This window comes from Phenylobacterium sp. (assembly GCF_035276905.1).
In the GTDB taxonomy this organism is placed as follows: domain Bacteria; phylum Pseudomonadota; class Alphaproteobacteria; order Caulobacterales; family Caulobacteraceae; genus Phenylobacterium.
Map to the genome: position 1 here is coordinate 1 of NZ_DATELG010000038.1, position 16,476 is coordinate 16,476.

The 16,476-nt window shown below is 70.9% G+C and carries 14 protein-coding genes; 8 read left to right on the top strand and 6 right to left on the bottom strand.

Annotated elements, in window-relative coordinates:
• The coding region (locus VJS38_RS01310) for a hypothetical protein (protein ID WP_324086349.1) at positions 1–320 on the top strand (320 nt) is incomplete at its 5' end.
• Between the two features lie 4 nt (positions 321–324).
• Here the strand turns inward: VJS38_RS01310 and VJS38_RS01315 are convergent.
• Genes VJS38_RS01315 through VJS38_RS01325 form a run of 3 tightly spaced genes read right to left on the bottom strand, consistent with a single transcriptional unit; the run spans position 325 to position 2,908 of the window.
• A complete protein-coding gene (locus VJS38_RS01315; RefSeq protein ID WP_324086350.1) occupies positions 325–609 on the bottom strand; it encodes a hypothetical protein in 285 nt (94 codons plus the stop codon).
• Between the two features lie 14 nt (positions 610–623).
• Positions 624–1,175, bottom strand: a complete 552-nt coding sequence (locus VJS38_RS01320; protein WP_324086351.1) for an NADPH-dependent FMN reductase — start codon at positions 1,173–1,175, stop codon at positions 624–626.
• A gap of 11 nt (positions 1,176–1,186) precedes the next feature.
• On the bottom strand, positions 1,187–2,908 hold the full coding sequence (locus VJS38_RS01325; RefSeq protein ID WP_324086352.1) for an FAD-dependent oxidoreductase: 1,722 nt from the start codon (positions 2,906–2,908) through the stop codon (positions 1,187–1,189).
• A 340-nt stretch (positions 2,909–3,248) separates the two neighbouring features.
• Between VJS38_RS01325 and VJS38_RS01330 the strand changes: the two genes are divergently transcribed.
• The 6 genes from VJS38_RS01330 to VJS38_RS01355 all read left to right on the top strand — a co-directional run bounded on the left by VJS38_RS01330 (position 3,249) and on the right by VJS38_RS01355 (position 11,175).
• Entirely contained in the window at positions 3,249–3,563 is a 315-nt protein-coding gene (locus VJS38_RS01330; protein ID WP_324086353.1) for a hypothetical protein, read from the top strand.
• A 335-nt stretch (positions 3,564–3,898) separates the two neighbouring features.
• Positions 3,899–4,093, top strand: a complete 195-nt coding sequence (locus tag VJS38_RS01335; RefSeq protein WP_324086354.1) for a hypothetical protein — start codon at positions 3,899–3,901, stop codon at positions 4,091–4,093.
• A 155-nt stretch (positions 4,094–4,248) separates the two neighbouring features.
• The gene (locus tag VJS38_RS01340; protein WP_324086355.1) at positions 4,249–5,439 is read left to right on the top strand and encodes an efflux RND transporter periplasmic adaptor subunit; all 1,191 of its coding nucleotides are present in this window, start codon (positions 4,249–4,251) and stop codon (positions 5,437–5,439) included.
• A 7-nt stretch (positions 5,440–5,446) separates the two neighbouring features.
• The gene (locus tag VJS38_RS01345; RefSeq protein ID WP_324086356.1) at positions 5,447–8,617 is read left to right on the top strand and encodes a multidrug efflux RND transporter permease subunit; all 3,171 of its coding nucleotides are present in this window, start codon (positions 5,447–5,449) and stop codon (positions 8,615–8,617) included.
• Positions 8,614–10,077, top strand: coding sequence for an efflux transporter outer membrane subunit (locus VJS38_RS01350; protein WP_324086357.1), 1,464 nt, complete (start codon positions 8,614–8,616; stop codon positions 10,075–10,077). The genes VJS38_RS01345 and VJS38_RS01350 overlap by 4 nt, the downstream gene beginning before the upstream one ends.
• Before the next feature lie 99 nt (positions 10,078–10,176).
• Positions 10,177–11,175 carry a M10 family metallopeptidase C-terminal domain-containing protein gene (locus tag VJS38_RS01355; protein ID WP_324086358.1) on the top strand — a complete coding sequence of 333 codons (999 nt, stop codon included), beginning with the start codon at positions 10,177–10,179 and terminating at the stop codon, positions 11,173–11,175.
• Between the two features lie 23 nt (positions 11,176–11,198).
• On the opposite strand, the gene VJS38_RS01360 is transcribed toward VJS38_RS01355, so the two are convergent.
• Entirely contained in the window at positions 11,199–12,650 is a 1,452-nt protein-coding gene (locus VJS38_RS01360; protein WP_324086359.1) for an NF038122 family metalloprotease, read from the bottom strand.
• Positions 12,651–12,937: 287 nt separating this feature from the next.
• On the opposite strand from VJS38_RS01360, the gene VJS38_RS01365 reads away from it, so the two are divergent.
• A complete protein-coding gene (locus VJS38_RS01365; RefSeq protein WP_324086360.1) occupies positions 12,938–14,278 on the top strand; it encodes a pyridoxal phosphate-dependent aminotransferase in 1,341 nt (446 codons plus the stop codon).
• Positions 14,279–14,284: 6 nt separating this feature from the next.
• Here the strand turns inward: VJS38_RS01365 and VJS38_RS01370 are convergent, their stop codons facing one another.
• Together VJS38_RS01370 and VJS38_RS01375 are read right to left on the bottom strand one after the other, a co-directional pair.
• On the bottom strand, positions 14,285–15,622 hold the full coding sequence (locus VJS38_RS01370; protein ID WP_324086361.1) for an NAD(P)/FAD-dependent oxidoreductase: 1,338 nt from the start codon (positions 15,620–15,622) through the stop codon (positions 14,285–14,287).
• A complete protein-coding gene (locus VJS38_RS01375) occupies positions 15,619–16,254 on the bottom strand; it encodes a VOC family protein (protein ID WP_324086362.1) in 636 nt (211 codons plus the stop codon). Before VJS38_RS01375 ends, VJS38_RS01370 begins: the two co-directional genes overlap by 4 nt.
• Positions 16,255–16,476: the final 222 nt, after the last annotated feature.

Here is a 16,476-nt window from a genome sequence, read left to right on the forward strand (position 1 = left end):
TCGCCCGGCGCACGCAGGTCGAGGTGGAGCGCTGCCGCGTCGTCCTGACCGTGACCCAGGAGGTCGACGGCTACGCCTGCGAGCCCGCCACCGGCCAGGGCGAGGCGCGGTTCCGCTTCGTGGTCGGTCTCTCGCCGATGCGCCAGAACGACCTGGGGCCCGACCTCTACCAGGGACCGCAGACCTGGGCCATGCAGCTGCCCTGGCGGCCGGGCGCCGCCTTCGGCTTCGCGCCCGGCCCCGACACCTGGCACGGCTTCGAGCCCCGGATGATCCGCGACCTGCGCGCCTCGCTGGTGGTGGATTACCTGGAGCCGTGAGCTCTCAGGACGTCCGCCCGACCTCGGCGTCGTACTCCGCGACCTCCGTGCGCTCGAAGTAGCCGCCGGTCTGGAACGGGCTGCATTCCAGGAAGGCCTGGGCGCGGGCGAAGCTGTCGGTCTCGATCAGGGCCAGGATTCCGATCGGCTCGCGCCGGGCGTCGCGCAGGTAGCCGGCGTTGACGATCCGCAGGTTCGGCTGGGCCAGGTGGGCGCTGAGCGCCGCCTCGAAGGCCGCGTCGCGCGGAGGCACGGGCTGTTTGAGCAGGCCGATGACGGTGAAGATCACGAAGGCGCTCCTCTTCAGGCTGTGAACCGGCGGGTCCACTCCAGAAAGGCTTCGAGATAACGGCGCAGGTAGCCGGCGGTGGGCTCGTCGATCAGCCGGCCGTCGGCGTCGAACTTCTCGTGGGCGCGGAAGACCAGCAGCTCCGGCTGCGGCATGCAGTAGGAGTTGGTGAACTCGAACGCCTGGCGCAGCTGGCTCTGGCCGCGCGCGCTGCCGGTCATCCCCGGCGAGGCGCCGATGAGGCCGACCGGCTTGCCGGCGAGCGCGGCGGACTGCGGCGGCCGCGACGCCCAGTCGACGGCGTTCTTCATCACGCCGGGGACGCCGTGGTTGTATTCGGGCGTCACCATCAGCACCCCGTCGGCCTCGCGGATCGCCTGCTTGAAGGCCGCGACGCCCTCCGGGTCGCCCTCGGCCTCGACGTCGCCGTTGTAGAGCGGCACCACGGCGAGATCGAAGGCGGCGATCTCCAGGCCCTCGGGCGCCAGCTCCTGGGCCGCGCGCAGCAGCGAACGGTTGAACGAGGCGCGGCGCAGGCTGCCGGCGAAACCTAAGACGCGGATCACACTGCCCCCCTTTAGACTGGCCATGTATCAAGTTCCCTTTCGACTGCGGGCGCCGAGGCCGGCGGCGGCGGGATCGCCGGCTCGGCCGCCGGCTCGCGGCTGAGGAAGGCGTGGACTGCGGCCACCGCCTGGGCCCCTTCGCCGACGGCCGCGGCGACGCGCTTGACCGAGCCGGAGCGGATGTCGCCGATGGCGAACACGCCGGGCAGGCTGGTCTCCAACGGATGCAGCGCGCCGACGCCGGCGCCGGTGGCGATGAAGCCCTTGGCCTCCAGCTCGATCCCCGAACCGGCGAGCCAGTCGGTGTTGGGCTGGGCGCCGATGAACAGGAAGAGGTGGCGGATCGGCTCGCGGGTCTCGCGGCCGGTGCGCACGTCGCGCCAGCGGAGCGCCTGCAGCACCCCGGCCTTCCCCTCCAGCGCGCTGACCTCGGAATAGGGCGCAAGCTCGATGTTCGGCGTGGCCTGGATCCGGTCGATCAGGTAGCGCGACATGCTGGCCTCCAGGCTCGGGGCCCGCACCAGGATGGTGACCTTGGCGACCTTGCCGGCGAGGTAGACCGCCGCCTGGCCGGCCGAGTTGCCGCCGCCGACCAGGGCCACGTGCTGGCCCGCGCAGAGCTTCGCCTCCAGGGGCGAGGCCCAGTAGTGGACGGAGCTCGCCTCGTATTGCGCCAGGTCCTCCAGGCCGAGCTTGCGGTAGCGCGCCCCGGCGGCGATCACCACCGCGCGGGCGCGGGCCTGCTCGGCGTTGGCGAGCGCGATCGCATAGCCGCCGGCGGGATGGGCCGCCAGGCTCGCCGCCTCGTCCGGGATGGCGATCTCGGCGCCGAACTTGCGGGCCTGGTTGTGGGCCCGCGCCATCAGGGCGATGCCGCTGATCCCGGTCGGAAAGCCCAGGTAGTTCTCGATCCGCGCCGAGGCGCCCGCCTGGCCGCCGAACGCGCGGCAGTCCAGCACCAGCACCGAGAGCCCTTCCGAGGCGGCGTAGACCGAGGCCGCCAGCCCCGCGGGACCGGCGCCGATCACCGCCAGGTCGTAGACCTTGTCCGGGTCGAGCGGGCTCACCAGGCCCAGGCAGCGGGCGACGTCGGCGTCGGCCGGATTGCGCAGCAGCGAGCCGTCCGGGCAGACCACGATCGGCAGCTCGTCGTGCGAGATCCCGAAGCGCTCGACGATCGCCGCCGCCTCGGGATCGCGGCAGGTGACCAGCCGGCGCAGCGGATGGCCGTTGCGCATCAGGAAGCCCTCGATGCGGCGCGCGCCGGGATCGTTCTCCGGCCCGAGCACGATCGGGCCGCCGGCGCCGGTCTCCAGCAGGCCGACCCGGCGCAGGATCAGCGCGCGCATGATCCGCTCGCCCAGTTCGGCCTCGGAGATCAGCACCGCGCGCAGCTGCTCGGGCGGGATGACGATCGCCTCGACCGGCTCGGCGGCGACGGAGTCGACCAGGGCCGGCCGGCCGGTCAGCTGGGCGAGCTCGCCCATGAAGGCCCCGGCGTGGTGCTGGACGATCAGCTCCAGCCGGCCGCCCTCGGGCGCGAGGACGTCGACCGAGCCGGACAGGATCACGTTCATGCCCTGGCCGACGTCGCCGTGCCGGTAGAGGTGTTCGCCCGCCGCATAACGCCGGACGGTTCCGAAGGCGCGCAGGCGGTCGATCTCGCTCGAGGCCAGCGTCGGGAAGGCCTGGTGGCGGCGCGTGTCGATGGTGGTGGATGGCGACATCGGCATGGCCTCTCCTGGCCGTGGCCGGCGGGACCGGCGGTCGGCTGAACGCGAGATGGTTGCGAGCCGCCAGCATGCACCCGCGCGCGGGCTGCGTCGAACCACTTGCGGCGGAAACGCGGAACCGAGCGCTGCGATCGCGCGGCGGCGGTCGGAATCCTCGCGAACAGGTCCCACGCGTCTGCGGCGATCCGTCTGACGCCGAAGCATCCGCACGCCGGTTCCGCGCGCGGCGAGGTTTCCTATGTGGCTGTCGAGGCGGTCGGACCCAGGGCCTCAAAAGCAGTGTCGCGACGCTGCGTATGGTCTAGCTTGCCGGCGGCGGACAGGGACACGAGAGGAGCGGATGAGAGCGATCGTTTGTGCGGCGACGCTGGCGGCTTCGACCCTCGCCATGGCCGCCGTTGCAGCCGAGACCGCGGACGTGCCTTCACAGCGGAGCGCCGCCCCGGCGGCATTCTCCGTCCAGACCACGCTGATCGCCGACATCCTGAAGAGCGCGAGGGCCAAGGCGGTGCTGGAGAAGCAGCTGCCGGGCCTGCGGCCCTTCTACGGCCGCATCAGCGACCTGACGCTGGCCCAGGTCGCCCAGGCCAGTCATGGCCTGCTCGGCGACGCCAAGCTCAAGGCAGTCCAGGCCGAATTCGACAGCATCCGCTAGACCATTCGCCGCCGAAGTGGAGGCCGGTTCGGCGCAGAGAATGGTCTAACTTCAAGAACTTATGAGCGTTCGGCGGTTCATTCGAACCGCCGAACGCTCTAGCGGTAGGGCCGCCTTCCAGTCAGAGGGGCTAATGATTTCGAAAGCTCGAAGCGCGACCATGCGGCCGTGCAGCAGGTCCTCGAACTTCGACTGAGTCGAGAACGGCGTTCGACACGGCGGCTTTCGCCATCGCCACGCGCGGAATGCTTGGAAGCCGGCAGGACGCGGATCTGCGACGAACAGCCACGGCGACGCCGTGAACGCTATCGACCAGAGCGCGTTAGGTGGCCCGCATGAAACGCTTGCCCTCTTGGATCGTCTACGCCGCCCTGGGCCCGGTCAGCGGCACGCTGACCGCCGGCATCGTGCGCAGCTGGCGCAAGGGCGAGCGGTTGCTCGCCGCCCTCTACGCCATCGCCTTGATCGAATTCTTCACCTGCGCGCCGCTGGCGCTGAAGCACATGGCGAGCATGACCGGCGTCGGCTGATCGGGCCGCTTCCGAGCAACCAACGCGCCCCGTTCGACCGCCAGCAGGCGGCTGGGGTCGATCAAGCGTATGTCATCGCAACTGCTGATTGCTTTGCTTTCGCTCCCCGGTGAAGGTGGGCCCGCTCGCAACCATGCGATCCGGCGGTGGACGGGATGGCGAACGGACGGCTCATGCTGGCGATGCTGGTCGCGCTCGCGGCTGGAGGGTGCGGGGCGCGCAAGCCGCCGCCGCCGCCCGCGCCGACGGTCGCCGCGGCCCATCCGCTGCAGCGCAACGTCGTCGACTGGGACGACTATGTCGGCCGCTTCGAGGCGATCCAGAACGCCGAGATCCGCCCCCGCGTCTCCGGCCAGGTGACCCGCATCGCCTTCAAGGAAGGACGAGAGGTCAAGAAGGGGCAGTTCCTCCTCGAGATCGATCCCAGGCCCTTCCGCGCCGCGCTGGCCCAGGCCCAGGGACAGGCGGCGCGCGCCGAGGCCACCCTGGCCAATGCGCGGACCGAGCTGGCGCGCGCCAAGCTGCTGTTGCAGACCCGCGCGGTCAGCCAGGAGGAATACGAGCAGAAGCTGGCCGCCGAACGGTCGGCGGCGGCTGACCTGAGGGCGGCACAGGCGGCGGCCAGGTCGAGCGCGCTGGACCTGGAGTTCACCACCATCCGCGCGCCGATCACCGGCCGGGTGTCGGACAAGCGGGTCTCGATCGGCGACTTCGTGACCGCCGGCCAGACCCTGCTGACCACCGTGGTCACGGTGGATCCGATCTGGTTCAGCTTCGACGGGGCGGAGAGCTTCTACCTGAAGTACATCCGCCAGCAGCAGGCCGGCGAGCGGGAGTCGTCGCGCACGGCGCCCAATCCGATCGACATCAAGCTGGCCGACGAGGCCACCTACAACTGGCACGGGCGGATGTCGTTCGTCGACAACGCCATCGACCCGACCTCCGGCACGATCCGCGCCCACGCCACGGTGGCCAATCCGAAGGGGTTCCTGGTGCCCGGCATGTTCGGCCGCGCGCGCCTGCTGGGCTCGGGGGCCTACAAGGCCATGCTCATCCCCGACGAGGCGATCGTCACCGACCAGACGCGGCGCTTCGTCTACGTGGTCGACCCGGGCGGCAAGGTCGCGGTGCGCAACGTCGAGACCGGGCCGTTGGTCGTGGGGCTGCGGGTCGTCACCAGCGGTATCGGGTCAAGCGACCTTGTCGTGCTCGACGGCCTGGCCCATCTGCAGGGGGGCGCGAAGGTCAATGCGCGGGTGACCCAGATCAATCCGCGCGCCGCCGACGACGCGCCGACCGCGACGCCGGTCGAGCCGCCGCAGCCGCTCGAAGCGACCGCTCAGTAGGCCGGCCGTGCGCTTCCCGCACTTCTTCATCGACCGGCCGATCTTCGCGGCGGTGCTGTCGACGCTGATCGTGCTGGTGGGGGTGATCTCCTATCCGACCCTGCCGGTCGCCCAGTACCCGGAGATCGCCCCGCCGACCGTGGTCGTGAACGCGTCCTATCCGGGCGCCTCGGCCGAGACCCTCGCCCAGACGGTGGCCACGCCGCTCGAGGAGTCGATCAACGGCGTGGAGAACATGATCTACATGTCCTCCTCGTCGACCGGAGACGGCGCCGTCTCCATCACCGTCACCTTCCGCCAGGGCGCCAACATCGACCAGGCGCAGGTTCTGGTGCAGAACCGCGTCTCCACGGCCGAGCCGCGGCTGCCCGACGAGGTGCGCCAGATCGGCGTCACGGTGCGCAAGAACTCGCCCGACCTCCTTATGGTCGCGACCCTGATCTCGCCCGACGGCTCGCTGCCCCAGCAGTACCTGTCGAACTACGCGACGCTGCAGCTGCTCGACCGGATAGCGCGGGTGCCCGGCGTCGGCGCCGCGCGGCTGTTCGGCGGGCGGGACTACAACATGCGGGTCTGGATCGACCCGGACCGCGCCACGACGCTCAACCTGACCGTCGACGAGATCGTGGCCGCGGTGCGCGCCCAGAACGCCCAGGTGGCCGCCGGCGCGGTCGGCCAGCCGCCGTTCAGCCACGGCGGCACCGCCTTCCAGCTCAGCCTGCAGGCCAAGGGCCGGCTCACGACGCCGGAGGAGTTCGGCGACATTATCGTCAAGCGCCTGTCCGACAGTCGCGTCATACGCTTGCGCGACGTCGCCCGGATCGAGCTGGGCGCCCAGGACTACAGCGTCGACGCCTTCCTGAGCGGCAAGCCCACGGTGGCCATCGCCATCACCCAGCTGCCGGGGTCCAACGCCCTTAGCACCGCACAAGCCGTGCGCCACGAGCTCGACGAGGCGGCGAAGAGCTTCCCGAGCGGAATGATCTACCGAGTTCCCTACAATCCGACGGAGTACATCGCCGCGTCCATCGACGCGGTCGAGCACACCCTTTTCGAGGCGGTGCTGCTGGTCGCTTTGGTGGTGATCCTGTTTTTGCAGAGCTGGCGTGCGGCGATCATCCCGATCGTCGCCATCCCGGTCTCGCTGATCGGCTCGTTCGCGACGCTCGCCGCCTTCGGCTTCAGCCTCAACAACCTGTCGCTGTTCGGCATGGTGCTGGCGATCGGCATCGTGGTCGACGACGCCATCGTCGTGGTCGAGAACGTCGAGCGGCTGATGGAGCACGAGGGCATGACCCCGCGCGAGGCGGCGCACGCGACGATGGACGAGGTGTCCGGCGCGCTGATCGCCATCGCCCTGGTGCTGATCGGCGTCTTCCTGCCGACCACCTTCATCCCCGGGATCTCCGGCCAGTTCTACAAGCAGTTCGCGCTGACCATCATCAGCGCGACGGCGATCTCGGCCTTCGTCTCGCTGACGCTGTCGCCGGCGATGGCGGCGCTGGTCCTGCAGCCCAAGCACGGCCGCGAGCCGGCGGCCGGCTGGCGCGGCGCGCCGGCCCGCTTCGCGCGCACCTTCAACCGCGGCTTCGACTGGCTGTCGGAGCGCTACGGCCGCTACACCGCCCGCGCCGTGCGCGCGCTGGCCGTCGTCGGGATCGCCTACGCCTGCCTGATCGGCCTGGCGCTCTGGCGGTTCTCGGCCACGCCCGGGGGCTTCATCCCTGCGCAGGACCAGGGCTACCTGATCGGGGCGGTGCAGATGCCGCCCGGCGCCTCGCTGCAGCGGACCACCGAGGTGCTGGCCCAGGCGCAGAAGATCGCGCTCAACAACCCCGCCGCCGCCGACACGGTCGCCTTCGCCGGCTTCGACGGGGCGACCTTCACCAACGCCCCGAATACGGCGGCGATGTTCGTCGCCCTCAAGCCCAAGGGCGAGCGCGCCAAGGGCGACGAGGTGGCCAACCAGTTGCGCAGCGAACTCGGCAAGATCACCGCCGGCAATATCCTGGTGATCGCCCCGCCGCCGGTGCGCGGCATCGGCACCGGCGGCGGCTACAAGATGATGATCGAGGACCGCTCGGGCGCGGACCTGCGGGCGCTGGAGGCGGTGGCCGGGAAGATGGCCGGGGCGGCCAACCAGACGCCGGGCCTGAAGAGCGTCTTCACCCCCTTCAACACCCGCACGCCGCGCCTGTTCGCCGACATCGACCGCGAGCGGGCCGAGAAGCTGGGCGTGCCGGTCGAGGGCGTCTTCGCCACGCTCGGCACCTACCTCGGCTCGACCTACATCAACGACTTCAACTTCCTCGGCCGCACCTTCCGCGTCACCGCCCAGGCCGACGCGCCCTACCGCGACGCCGGCGCCGACGTCGCGCGCTTACGCACCCGCTCCGACTCCGGCTCCATGGTGCCGCTGGCCTCGGTGATGAGCCTGCGCAACGACAGCGGCCCCTACCGGGTGGTGCGCTACAATCTCTATCCCGCCGCGGAGCTGCAGGGCGACACCGCCGCCGGCTATTCGAGCGGCCAGTCGCTGAAGTCGATGGAGCGGCTGGCGGCGCAGATCCTGCCGCAGGGCTTCGCCTACGACTGGACCGAGCTCGCCTTTCAGCAGAAGCAGGCCGGGAACACCGGCGCCATCGCCTTCGGCCTGGCGGTGGTGTTCGTCTTCCTGCTGCTCGCCGCCCAGTACGAGAGTCTGGTGCTGCCGCTGGCGGTGATCCTGATCGTGCCGATGTGCCTGCTGGCCGCGATCCTGGGCGTCAACCTCATGCGGCTCGACAACAACATCCTGACCCAGATCGGCCTGGTGGTGCTGATTGGCCTGGCGGCGAAGAACGCCATCCTGATCGTCGAGTTCGCCAAGCAGAACGAGGAGCACGGCCAGGAGCGCCGTGAGGCCGCGCGCAACGCCGCCGCCACGCGTCTTCGGCCGATCCTGATGACCTCGATCGCCTTCATCCTCGGCACGCTGCCGCTGGTGATCAGCAACAGCCCGGGTTCGGAGATGCGCCAGGCGCTGGGCGTCGCGGTCTTCTTCGGCATGATCGGCGTGACCCTCTTCGGCCTGCTGTTCACGCCGGCTTTCTATGTCATCAGCCGCAACCTCGGGGATTGGGTGGGCTCGAAGCTGAGGCGCGGCCGGCCGTCCACGGCGGCGGAGCCGGCGGAATGAGGCGCGCAGTCCTGTTTGGCGCAGGCCTTTTCGGTGCGGCGGCGCTGCTGTCGGGCTGCATGGTCGGGCCGAGCTATCGCACCCCGCCCGCTTTGCCGTCCGCGGCGCTGAAGCTGCGCGAGGCGCAGGCGGCGCACGTTGCGCCCTCGCCCCTGCCGCCGCGCTGGTGGCGACTGTTCGACGACTCCGACCTCGACCGGCTGATCGAGAAGGCGTTGGTGCACAACACCGACCTGCGGCAGGCCGCGGCCAACCTGCAACGGGCCCGCGCGGCGCTGGCCGAAAAGGGCGCGGCCCGGCTGCCGACCGGTACGGCCAGCGCCGAATACGACCGCGAGCGCACCGCCGCGCTGGGGCTCGGAACCTCGGGGACCGGCGGCCTGCGGCCACTGACCACCGACTTCTACAGCCTGGGTTACGACGCCTCCTACGAGGTCGACCTGTTCGGCGGCGTGGCGCGCTCGATCCAGGCGGCGCGCGCCGACTACCAGGCGGCCCAGGCCCAGGTCGACGCCGCGCGCGTCGCGGTCGCCGCGGAGACGGCCAGCGCCTATGTCGACGCCTGCAGCTTCGCCGCCCAGGCGGCCGTGGCCCGCGAGACCGCCCGGCTGCAGGCGGACACCTTCGACCTCACCAACCGGATGTTCGAGGGCGGGCGCAGCACCGAGCGCGACGTGCAGCAGGCGCGCGAGACCGTCGAGCAGGTGAACGCCCAGGTCCCGACCTTCGAGGCCGAGCGCCGCGCTTCGCTCTATGCGCTCGCCGTGCTCACCGGCGATCCGCCGGCCGAGGTCGACGCCGCGGCCGCCCGCTGCGCCGCGCCGCCGTCGACGAAGCAGCCGATCCCGGTCGGCGACGGCCAGGCGCTGCTCGCGCGCCGGCCGGACGTGCGCGCGGCCGAGCGGACGCTGGCGGCCGACACCGCCCGGATCGGGGTGGCGACCGCCGAGCTCTATCCGAGCATCACGCTCGCCGGCTTCGTCAATCTCGGCGCGCCGAAGATCGGCGACCTGAGCCGGAACCAGGCCTTCACCTATTCGGTCGGGCCGCTGATCAGCTGGAACTTCCCCTTCAACGGGGCTGCGCGCGCACGGGTGCGGGAGAGCCGGGCGCAGGCCCAGGCCTCGCTCGCGGCCTTCGACGGAACGGTGCTGCGCGCGCTGCAGGAGACCGAGCAGGCGCTCGCCCGGCTGAGCGGGGCGATCGAGCACGAGCGGGCCCTGGCGCGCGCCGCCGACGCGAGCCAGCGCGCGGCCGAACTGTCCGAGACCCGCTTCCGCGCCGGGTCGGACAACTTCCTGCAGCTGCTGACGGCCGAGCGGGACAGGGCGCAGACGCGCGCGGCTCTGGCGCAGGCCCAGGCCGACCGCGCCCAGGACCAGATCAGCCTCTTCAAGGCGCTCGGCGGCGGATGGGAGGCGGCGCCCCAAGTCGCCGCCGCCCCCTTGCCGCGGCGCTGACGATGTCCCGCAAAGGACATGCGCTTCACTCGCAGTTGAATCGCAACCCGATCGCGTGAAGCCCACGCTCCGCCGCCCTTCAGGCGGGAGCTCTGCGCCATGGCCATGATCTACGGTTCGATCACCTTCGGCGACACGTCCGGGGACCTGACGCTGCGCGAAGTCGGGGCGGCGCAGACCTTCCAGCTCCAGCTCGGCGACGACGCCACCCTGGTCGGGGACGCGAACGCGTTGCTCAACCACGCCACGGGCGGCGCCGACACCTTCGCGGTGAATACTACCGGATCCCTTACGATCGTGGGCGACGCCTTCAACCTGGCGAACCATGCGCTCGGCGGAAACGACGTTATCCGGGCGTTCGCCACCATCAATCTGGAGATCTACGGCGACGGCTTCACCATGACCGACCACGCTCGCGGCGGAGCCGACACCATCGCCGTCAACGGGGGGCTCTTGTCGGCGATCGGCGTTGGCGACGCCGAGACGATGATCGGCTTCTCGGTCGGCGGAAACGACACCATGACCGCGGCGGGGACGCGGACCCAGGTGCATCTCTACGGCGACGCGGTGAACATGGGCGGCTACGCCCGGGGCGGCGACGACGTGCTGACCGCGAATAACCCGGGGCCCGTTCTCTATGGCGACGCCCGGGTGCTGTACGGCCATGCGCACGGCGGCGACGACCTCCTGACCGTGCAGGGCGCGCCGATCGGGGCGCCGTTCCCCACCACCACCACCGTGTATGGCGACGGCGAGCAGTTGCTCGGCCATTCGGTCGGCGGAGACGACACCCTTGTCGGTTCGACGAACCAGGACATCATGTACGGCGACGCCGCGGTGGTGGGGCCGCACGCCAGGACCGGCGCCGACCTTTTCGTCTTCAGCCCGTCCAACGGCCACGACCAGATCATGGACTTCGAGCCGGGCAAGGACCGCATCGAGCTCCAGGGGTTCGGTTTCGCCGGCTTCCAGGACCTGGCGAGCCATTTCCAGACGACCGCCGACGGGGTGCTGATCAGCTTCGACACCCAGGACGACATCCTCGTCCGCAACGTCGCCGTCGCCCAGCTGCACGCCCACGACTTCGTCCTGGCCTGAGGCGCGGCCGGAGTCGAAAGCCTTCAGCCTGCGATCACCCAGCCGGCGGTCGGGCCGAGGCTGGCGAGCTGAACGTTCTGCAGAATCATCTCGCCGCCGTTGCCGAGGTCGATGCGCACGTCGGCGCCGGATTGCGTCGCGCTGAATTGCAGGGAGGCGGCGACTTCGATCCGATCGCCCTGGGCAAGGTTGAAGTCGGTGACGGTGTCGACGCCGGCGCCCGCGACGAAGGTGTCCGCGCCGCCCCCGCCGGTCAGGGTGTTGTGGCCGAGGTCGCCGAAGATCACGTCTGCGCCCGCCCCGCCGGTGATGACGTCGTCGCCCTGGCCGCCGCGCAGCGTGTCGCCGCCGGAGCCGCCCTGGATGACGTCGTTTCCCAGGTTGCCGTTGATGACGTTGTGGCCGGTCGATTGGGCGGCGTTGACCAGGTCGTTCCCCTGGCCCCCCAGCAGCCAGTCGCCGATCTGCGAATGGCCGACGATGGTGTCGTCGCCGGCGTTGCCGTTGACGCGGTTGAACGCCGCGCCCGTGGTGATCAGGTCGGCGCCCGCGCCCCCGAACAGGACGTCGTCGCCCGCGCCGCCGGTCAGCGTGTCCGCGCCGTCGAGGCCCTCGACCGTCGCATCGCCTGCCGGGGCCGTCAGCGCGTCGGCGCCCGCGGTTCCCATCGCCAGGGACGGCGCGCCGGCCGGGTTCCAGCCCAGCACGTCGAGGACCTGCAGGTCGGTCGGCGACATGAAGGTCGCAAGGCCCGCGCCGCCTCCACCGAAAGCATCGGTAATCGTATTGTCCCAGTCCGCCAGGTCGAAGCCGTCGAAGACGTGCAAGGCGTTGACCGAGCTGTGGAAGGCGAGCGCCGAGACGTGGGCGCCGTCGAGACCGAAGAAGGTCGTCACCCCGTCCGATCCGCCGGTGTCGTCGCGCTGGCCCGACGCCGCGAAGCGGAAAAGGTCCATCGGCGCCCACAGCGTGTCGGCGAAACCGAGGCTGCCGATGCGGCCGAAGACGCCCTCGGTGATCTCGTGCTCGATCGCGCCGACCACATCCTGGCCGAAGCTCCAGGCCAGGTTGCTGTTGAGGGTCACCGTGTCCTCGACGCCGGCCTGCGCGCGCGCCAGGCCCAGCGCGTTCGCCTCCGCCAGCGGGACCTCGAAGCCTGCGCCGCCGGACGGGTCGGCGGCCGGCAACCCGCTCACCGCCAGCAGGTCGTCCGCCGTCGTGGCGTGCAGGCGCAGGGCGCTCGCGAACGTCTGGTAGCTGACCTGGACGGCGGAGAAGGCGTTCTCGGCGGCGTCCGAGGCATGGAGCGGCGCATAGCTGAAGGCGACGTTGATCGTCACCGCATTGGTGAAGTCGCTCTCGAGCTCGTGCTCGGCGGTGACGATGGCGTTGCGATAGGCGGAGGTGACGCTGGCGTCATAGGTGTTGACGAACACCAGGCCGCTGCCAGGCTCGGTGACGCTTTCGCTCGCCAACGCCAAATCACGTCCTCCCGCCGCGCGACCGGCGCAGCCCCTCAACTGTCGTCGCGCGAAAGCGGCGATTTGAGGCCGCGTTCGTAACGGCTTGTATTCCGCCGCGTGCGCCGACGGTTCAGAGGCGTCTGTGCGTTCCGGGCGCCACGCCGGGCGGACATCGCGTCGCGCGCTCCAGTTTGCGCCTCCACACGACCGTCGCAATTGACTAGGGTCCGCCCCCCGCGGGGCTATTGGGGCGCGGGGCGAATCCCATCCTGCTCGACACACCGAAGGCAGCCAGTTTCTTGCGCACGCAAATCGTCCATCCCGGCGCGGACAACCTGCGCTACGAGATCCGCCAGATCGTCGAAGTCGCCAACGCGATCCAGGCGACGGGCGCCGCCATCCGCTGGGAGAACATCGGCGATCCGGTCGCCAAGGGCGAACGCGTGCCCGACTGGATCAAGGAGATCGTCACCCAGGCGGCGGCCGAGGACCTGAGCTTCGCCTATTCGCCGACCAAGGGCCTGGCGGAGGCGCGCGCCTACATCGCCCACGAGCGCAACCTGGAAGGCGGCATCCAGATCACGCCGGACGACATCCTGTTCTTCAACGGCCTGGGCGATGCGATCTCGACGATCTACGGCGCGCTGCATCCCAGGGCCCGCGTCATCGGCCCGAACCCGGCCTATCCGACCCACTCCTCGGCCGAGGCCGCCCATGCCGGGGCGCCGCACATCACCTATCGGCTGGATCCGGAGAACGGCTGGAAGCCGGACCTGGCCGACCTCGCGGCCAAGGTGGCGGCGAACCCGGACATCGCGGCGATCATCATCATCAATCCGGACAATCCGACGGGCTTCGTCTATCCCGAGGAGACGCTGGCGGCGATCGTCGACATCGCGGTTCGCCACGACCTCTTCCTGATCTCCGATGAGATCTATTCGAACCTCGCCTATCCCGGCAGCGGCATGCGCAAGCTGGCCGCGGTGGTGGGCAAGGCGCCGGCGATCGCCATGCGCGGCATCTCCAAGGAGTTCCCCTGGCCCGGCGCCCGCTGCGGCTGGATCGAGATCTACAACCGCGACCAGGATGCGGGTTTCGACCGCTTCGCCCGCTCGCTGCTGGAAGCCAAGATGCTGGAGGTCTGCTCCACCACCCTGCCGCAGAAGGTGCTGCCGCGGGTGATGGGCGATGCGCGTTACTATCCGTACCTGGAGACCCGGGTGGCGGGCTACGACCGCCGGGCCCGCCGCGCCGCCGAAGTGCTGGGCGGCCTGCCGGAGCTGATCATTCATCCGGCGCGGGGCGCCTTCTACATGACCGCGGTTTTCCGCGAGGGGACGCTGCGGCCCGGCCAGAGCCTGCCGCTCGCTCCGCAGGTCGAGGCCATCATCCGCCCGCAGCTTGGCGAGGCGCTCGACGCGCGGTTCGTCTACCACCTGCTGGGCGCGACCGGGATCTGCGTGGTGCCGCTCTCCACCGGCTTCAACTCGGAGCTGCAGGGCTTCCGCTTCACCCTGCTGGAGCCCGACGAGGCGCGGTTCGAGACCATCCTGCAGACCCTGCGCGGGGCGCTGGCGGACTATCTCGCGAGCGATTTGAAGGAGACCCCGGTCCGGGCTCGGCTGGCGGGGGCGGCTTAGAGAGGCTTAGGCTTTCGCCGAGATCTCACGCCGCAGCGCCTTCAGCGCCGCGAGGTAGATCTCGGAGAAGGTCGGGAACGGCTGGATGGTGTCGAGCAGCACCGCCAGCGGCACGCGGGCGCGGATGGCGAGCGTCGCCTGCTGCAGCCACTCGCCGGCCTCCGGGCCCAGCGCATAGGCGCCCGTCAGGCGCTCGCCGTCGCTGAGCACGGTCAGGAAGCCGGGCGAACGGTCGCAGGCGCGGCTGTAGGCGGCCGCTTTCGGAACCTCCGACAGCTTCACGGTGGCGCTGAACCTCGCTTCGGCCACGCCGACCGCCGCTGCCTGGGGATCGGTATAGGTGACCCGCGGCACGGCCTCGTAGTTCGCCTCGGTCGGCGTACCCAGGATGTTCGCGGCGACCACCCGGCCCTGGTACTTGCCGACGTGGGTGAGGGGCCAGATCCCGGTGACGTCGCCGATCGCCCACAGCCCGTCGCCGGCGCGCAGGCGGGCGTCGACCGGAATGCCGTGCGGCGTGGCCTCCACGCCGACGGTCTCGAGGCCCAGCCCGTCCACCCGCGGCCGTCGTCCGGTGGCGACCAGCAGGCGATCTCCGACCACTCGCCGGCCGTCGTCGAGGACCAATGAATAGTCCTGCCCTTCGCGCCCGGCGGCCGTCGCCATCCGTTCAAGGACGATCTCGATCCCGTCGCTGACGAGGGCCTCGGCAAGGCCCTGGCCGAGCGGCGCGGGCTCGCGGGGGAGAAGATGCGGCCCGCCTTCGACCAGGAGCACTTCGCCGCCCAGCCGGCGCACGGCCTGCGCCATCTCGACGCCCACCGGACCGCCGCCCAGCACCAGCAGCCGGCGGGGAACGGCCTTCATCCCGGTGGCCTCGCGGTTGGTCCAGACGCCCTCCAGCTCGCGCAGCCCGGGCACGGGCGGGATGATCGGGTCCGACCCCGTCGCCACCACCACGTGCTCGGCCGTGATGCGAACGCCGTCGACCTCCACCGCGCCAGGACCCGCGAGCCGGCCGGCGCCGCGGAAGAGGGCGATCCCTTGCTCGGCGAGCCAATGCGCCTGGCCGTCGTCGGCGTAGTCCGAAACCATGAAGTCCCGCCAGGCCAGCGCCGCGGCGACGTCGACCCGGGCCGTGGCCGCGGCCTCGTTGGCGCCGTGCACGGCCTCGCCGGGGCGCAGCAGGGTCTTGGACGGGATGCAGGCCCAGTAGGAGCACTCCCCGCCCACCAACTCGCGCTCGACGAGGGCCACCCGCAGGCCGCCCTCCGCCAGCGCGCCGGCGCAGTGCTCGCCCGGCGAGCCGCCGCCGATGACCACGACGTCGTAGCGGTCGGTCACGACGGCAGGTCCGCGCCGGACTGCTCCGCCACCATGTAGGCGGCGTACCAGTCCGGCCAGCCTTCCGGGTCCGCCGCCCCGATGCGCTTCTCATGTTCCCCGTGGGCGGCCGAGGCGCGGCGCATGGCGTTCGCCAGGTCGGTGACCGAGGAGAAGGCCGTCGTGCTGGTGTCTATGCGGCCCGGGAAGCGGGTGGTGATCTCCTGCAGGATCCAGCCGTTGCCGTCGGGATCCTCGAACGTCACGAAGGAGGCGTAGCTGCGCCGCTGCGGATCCGGGCCGGTCGCCCGGGCGGCCGGATCGAAGCGGTTGTAGCCGCCGGCGCGGTCATGGAAGACCTCGCTCGCCGCCACCCCGTGCTCGACCAGGTCGGCGCGCGCCGCCTCGATGTCCGAGACGATGAGATGGACGAACTGGGCCGAGCCGGGCGCGGCGGGAGTCAGGCCCGTGCCGAAGAGGATGGAGCAGGGCGAGCCCGGCGGGGTGAACTGCAGGATCCGGCCGCCGGTCGGCGTCGCCAGGTCGGCGTCCTTTCGCCAGCCGAGCCCGGCGTAGAACTCGGCCGCCCGGTCGACGTCGGTCACCGGGATAACGACCACCTCGAGCTTCATGTCGACCTTCGCCTGGCTCATGTCCCGCCTCCTCTGGCCGACGGTTCGCCGATCGTCAGGTCCGTGACGCACCGACCATCGGCCGAGGCGTCGGTTCCGGGCGACACCAAAACTTGTGACGCGAGGCGCCGCCCCGGACCTTCAGTGCGCCGCGCTGGTGTCCGCGACCCGCGTCGGCCGAGGCGCGACCCAGACGATCAAGGCGCCGATCACGAACAGCGCGGCGATGGCCAGGAAGACCTG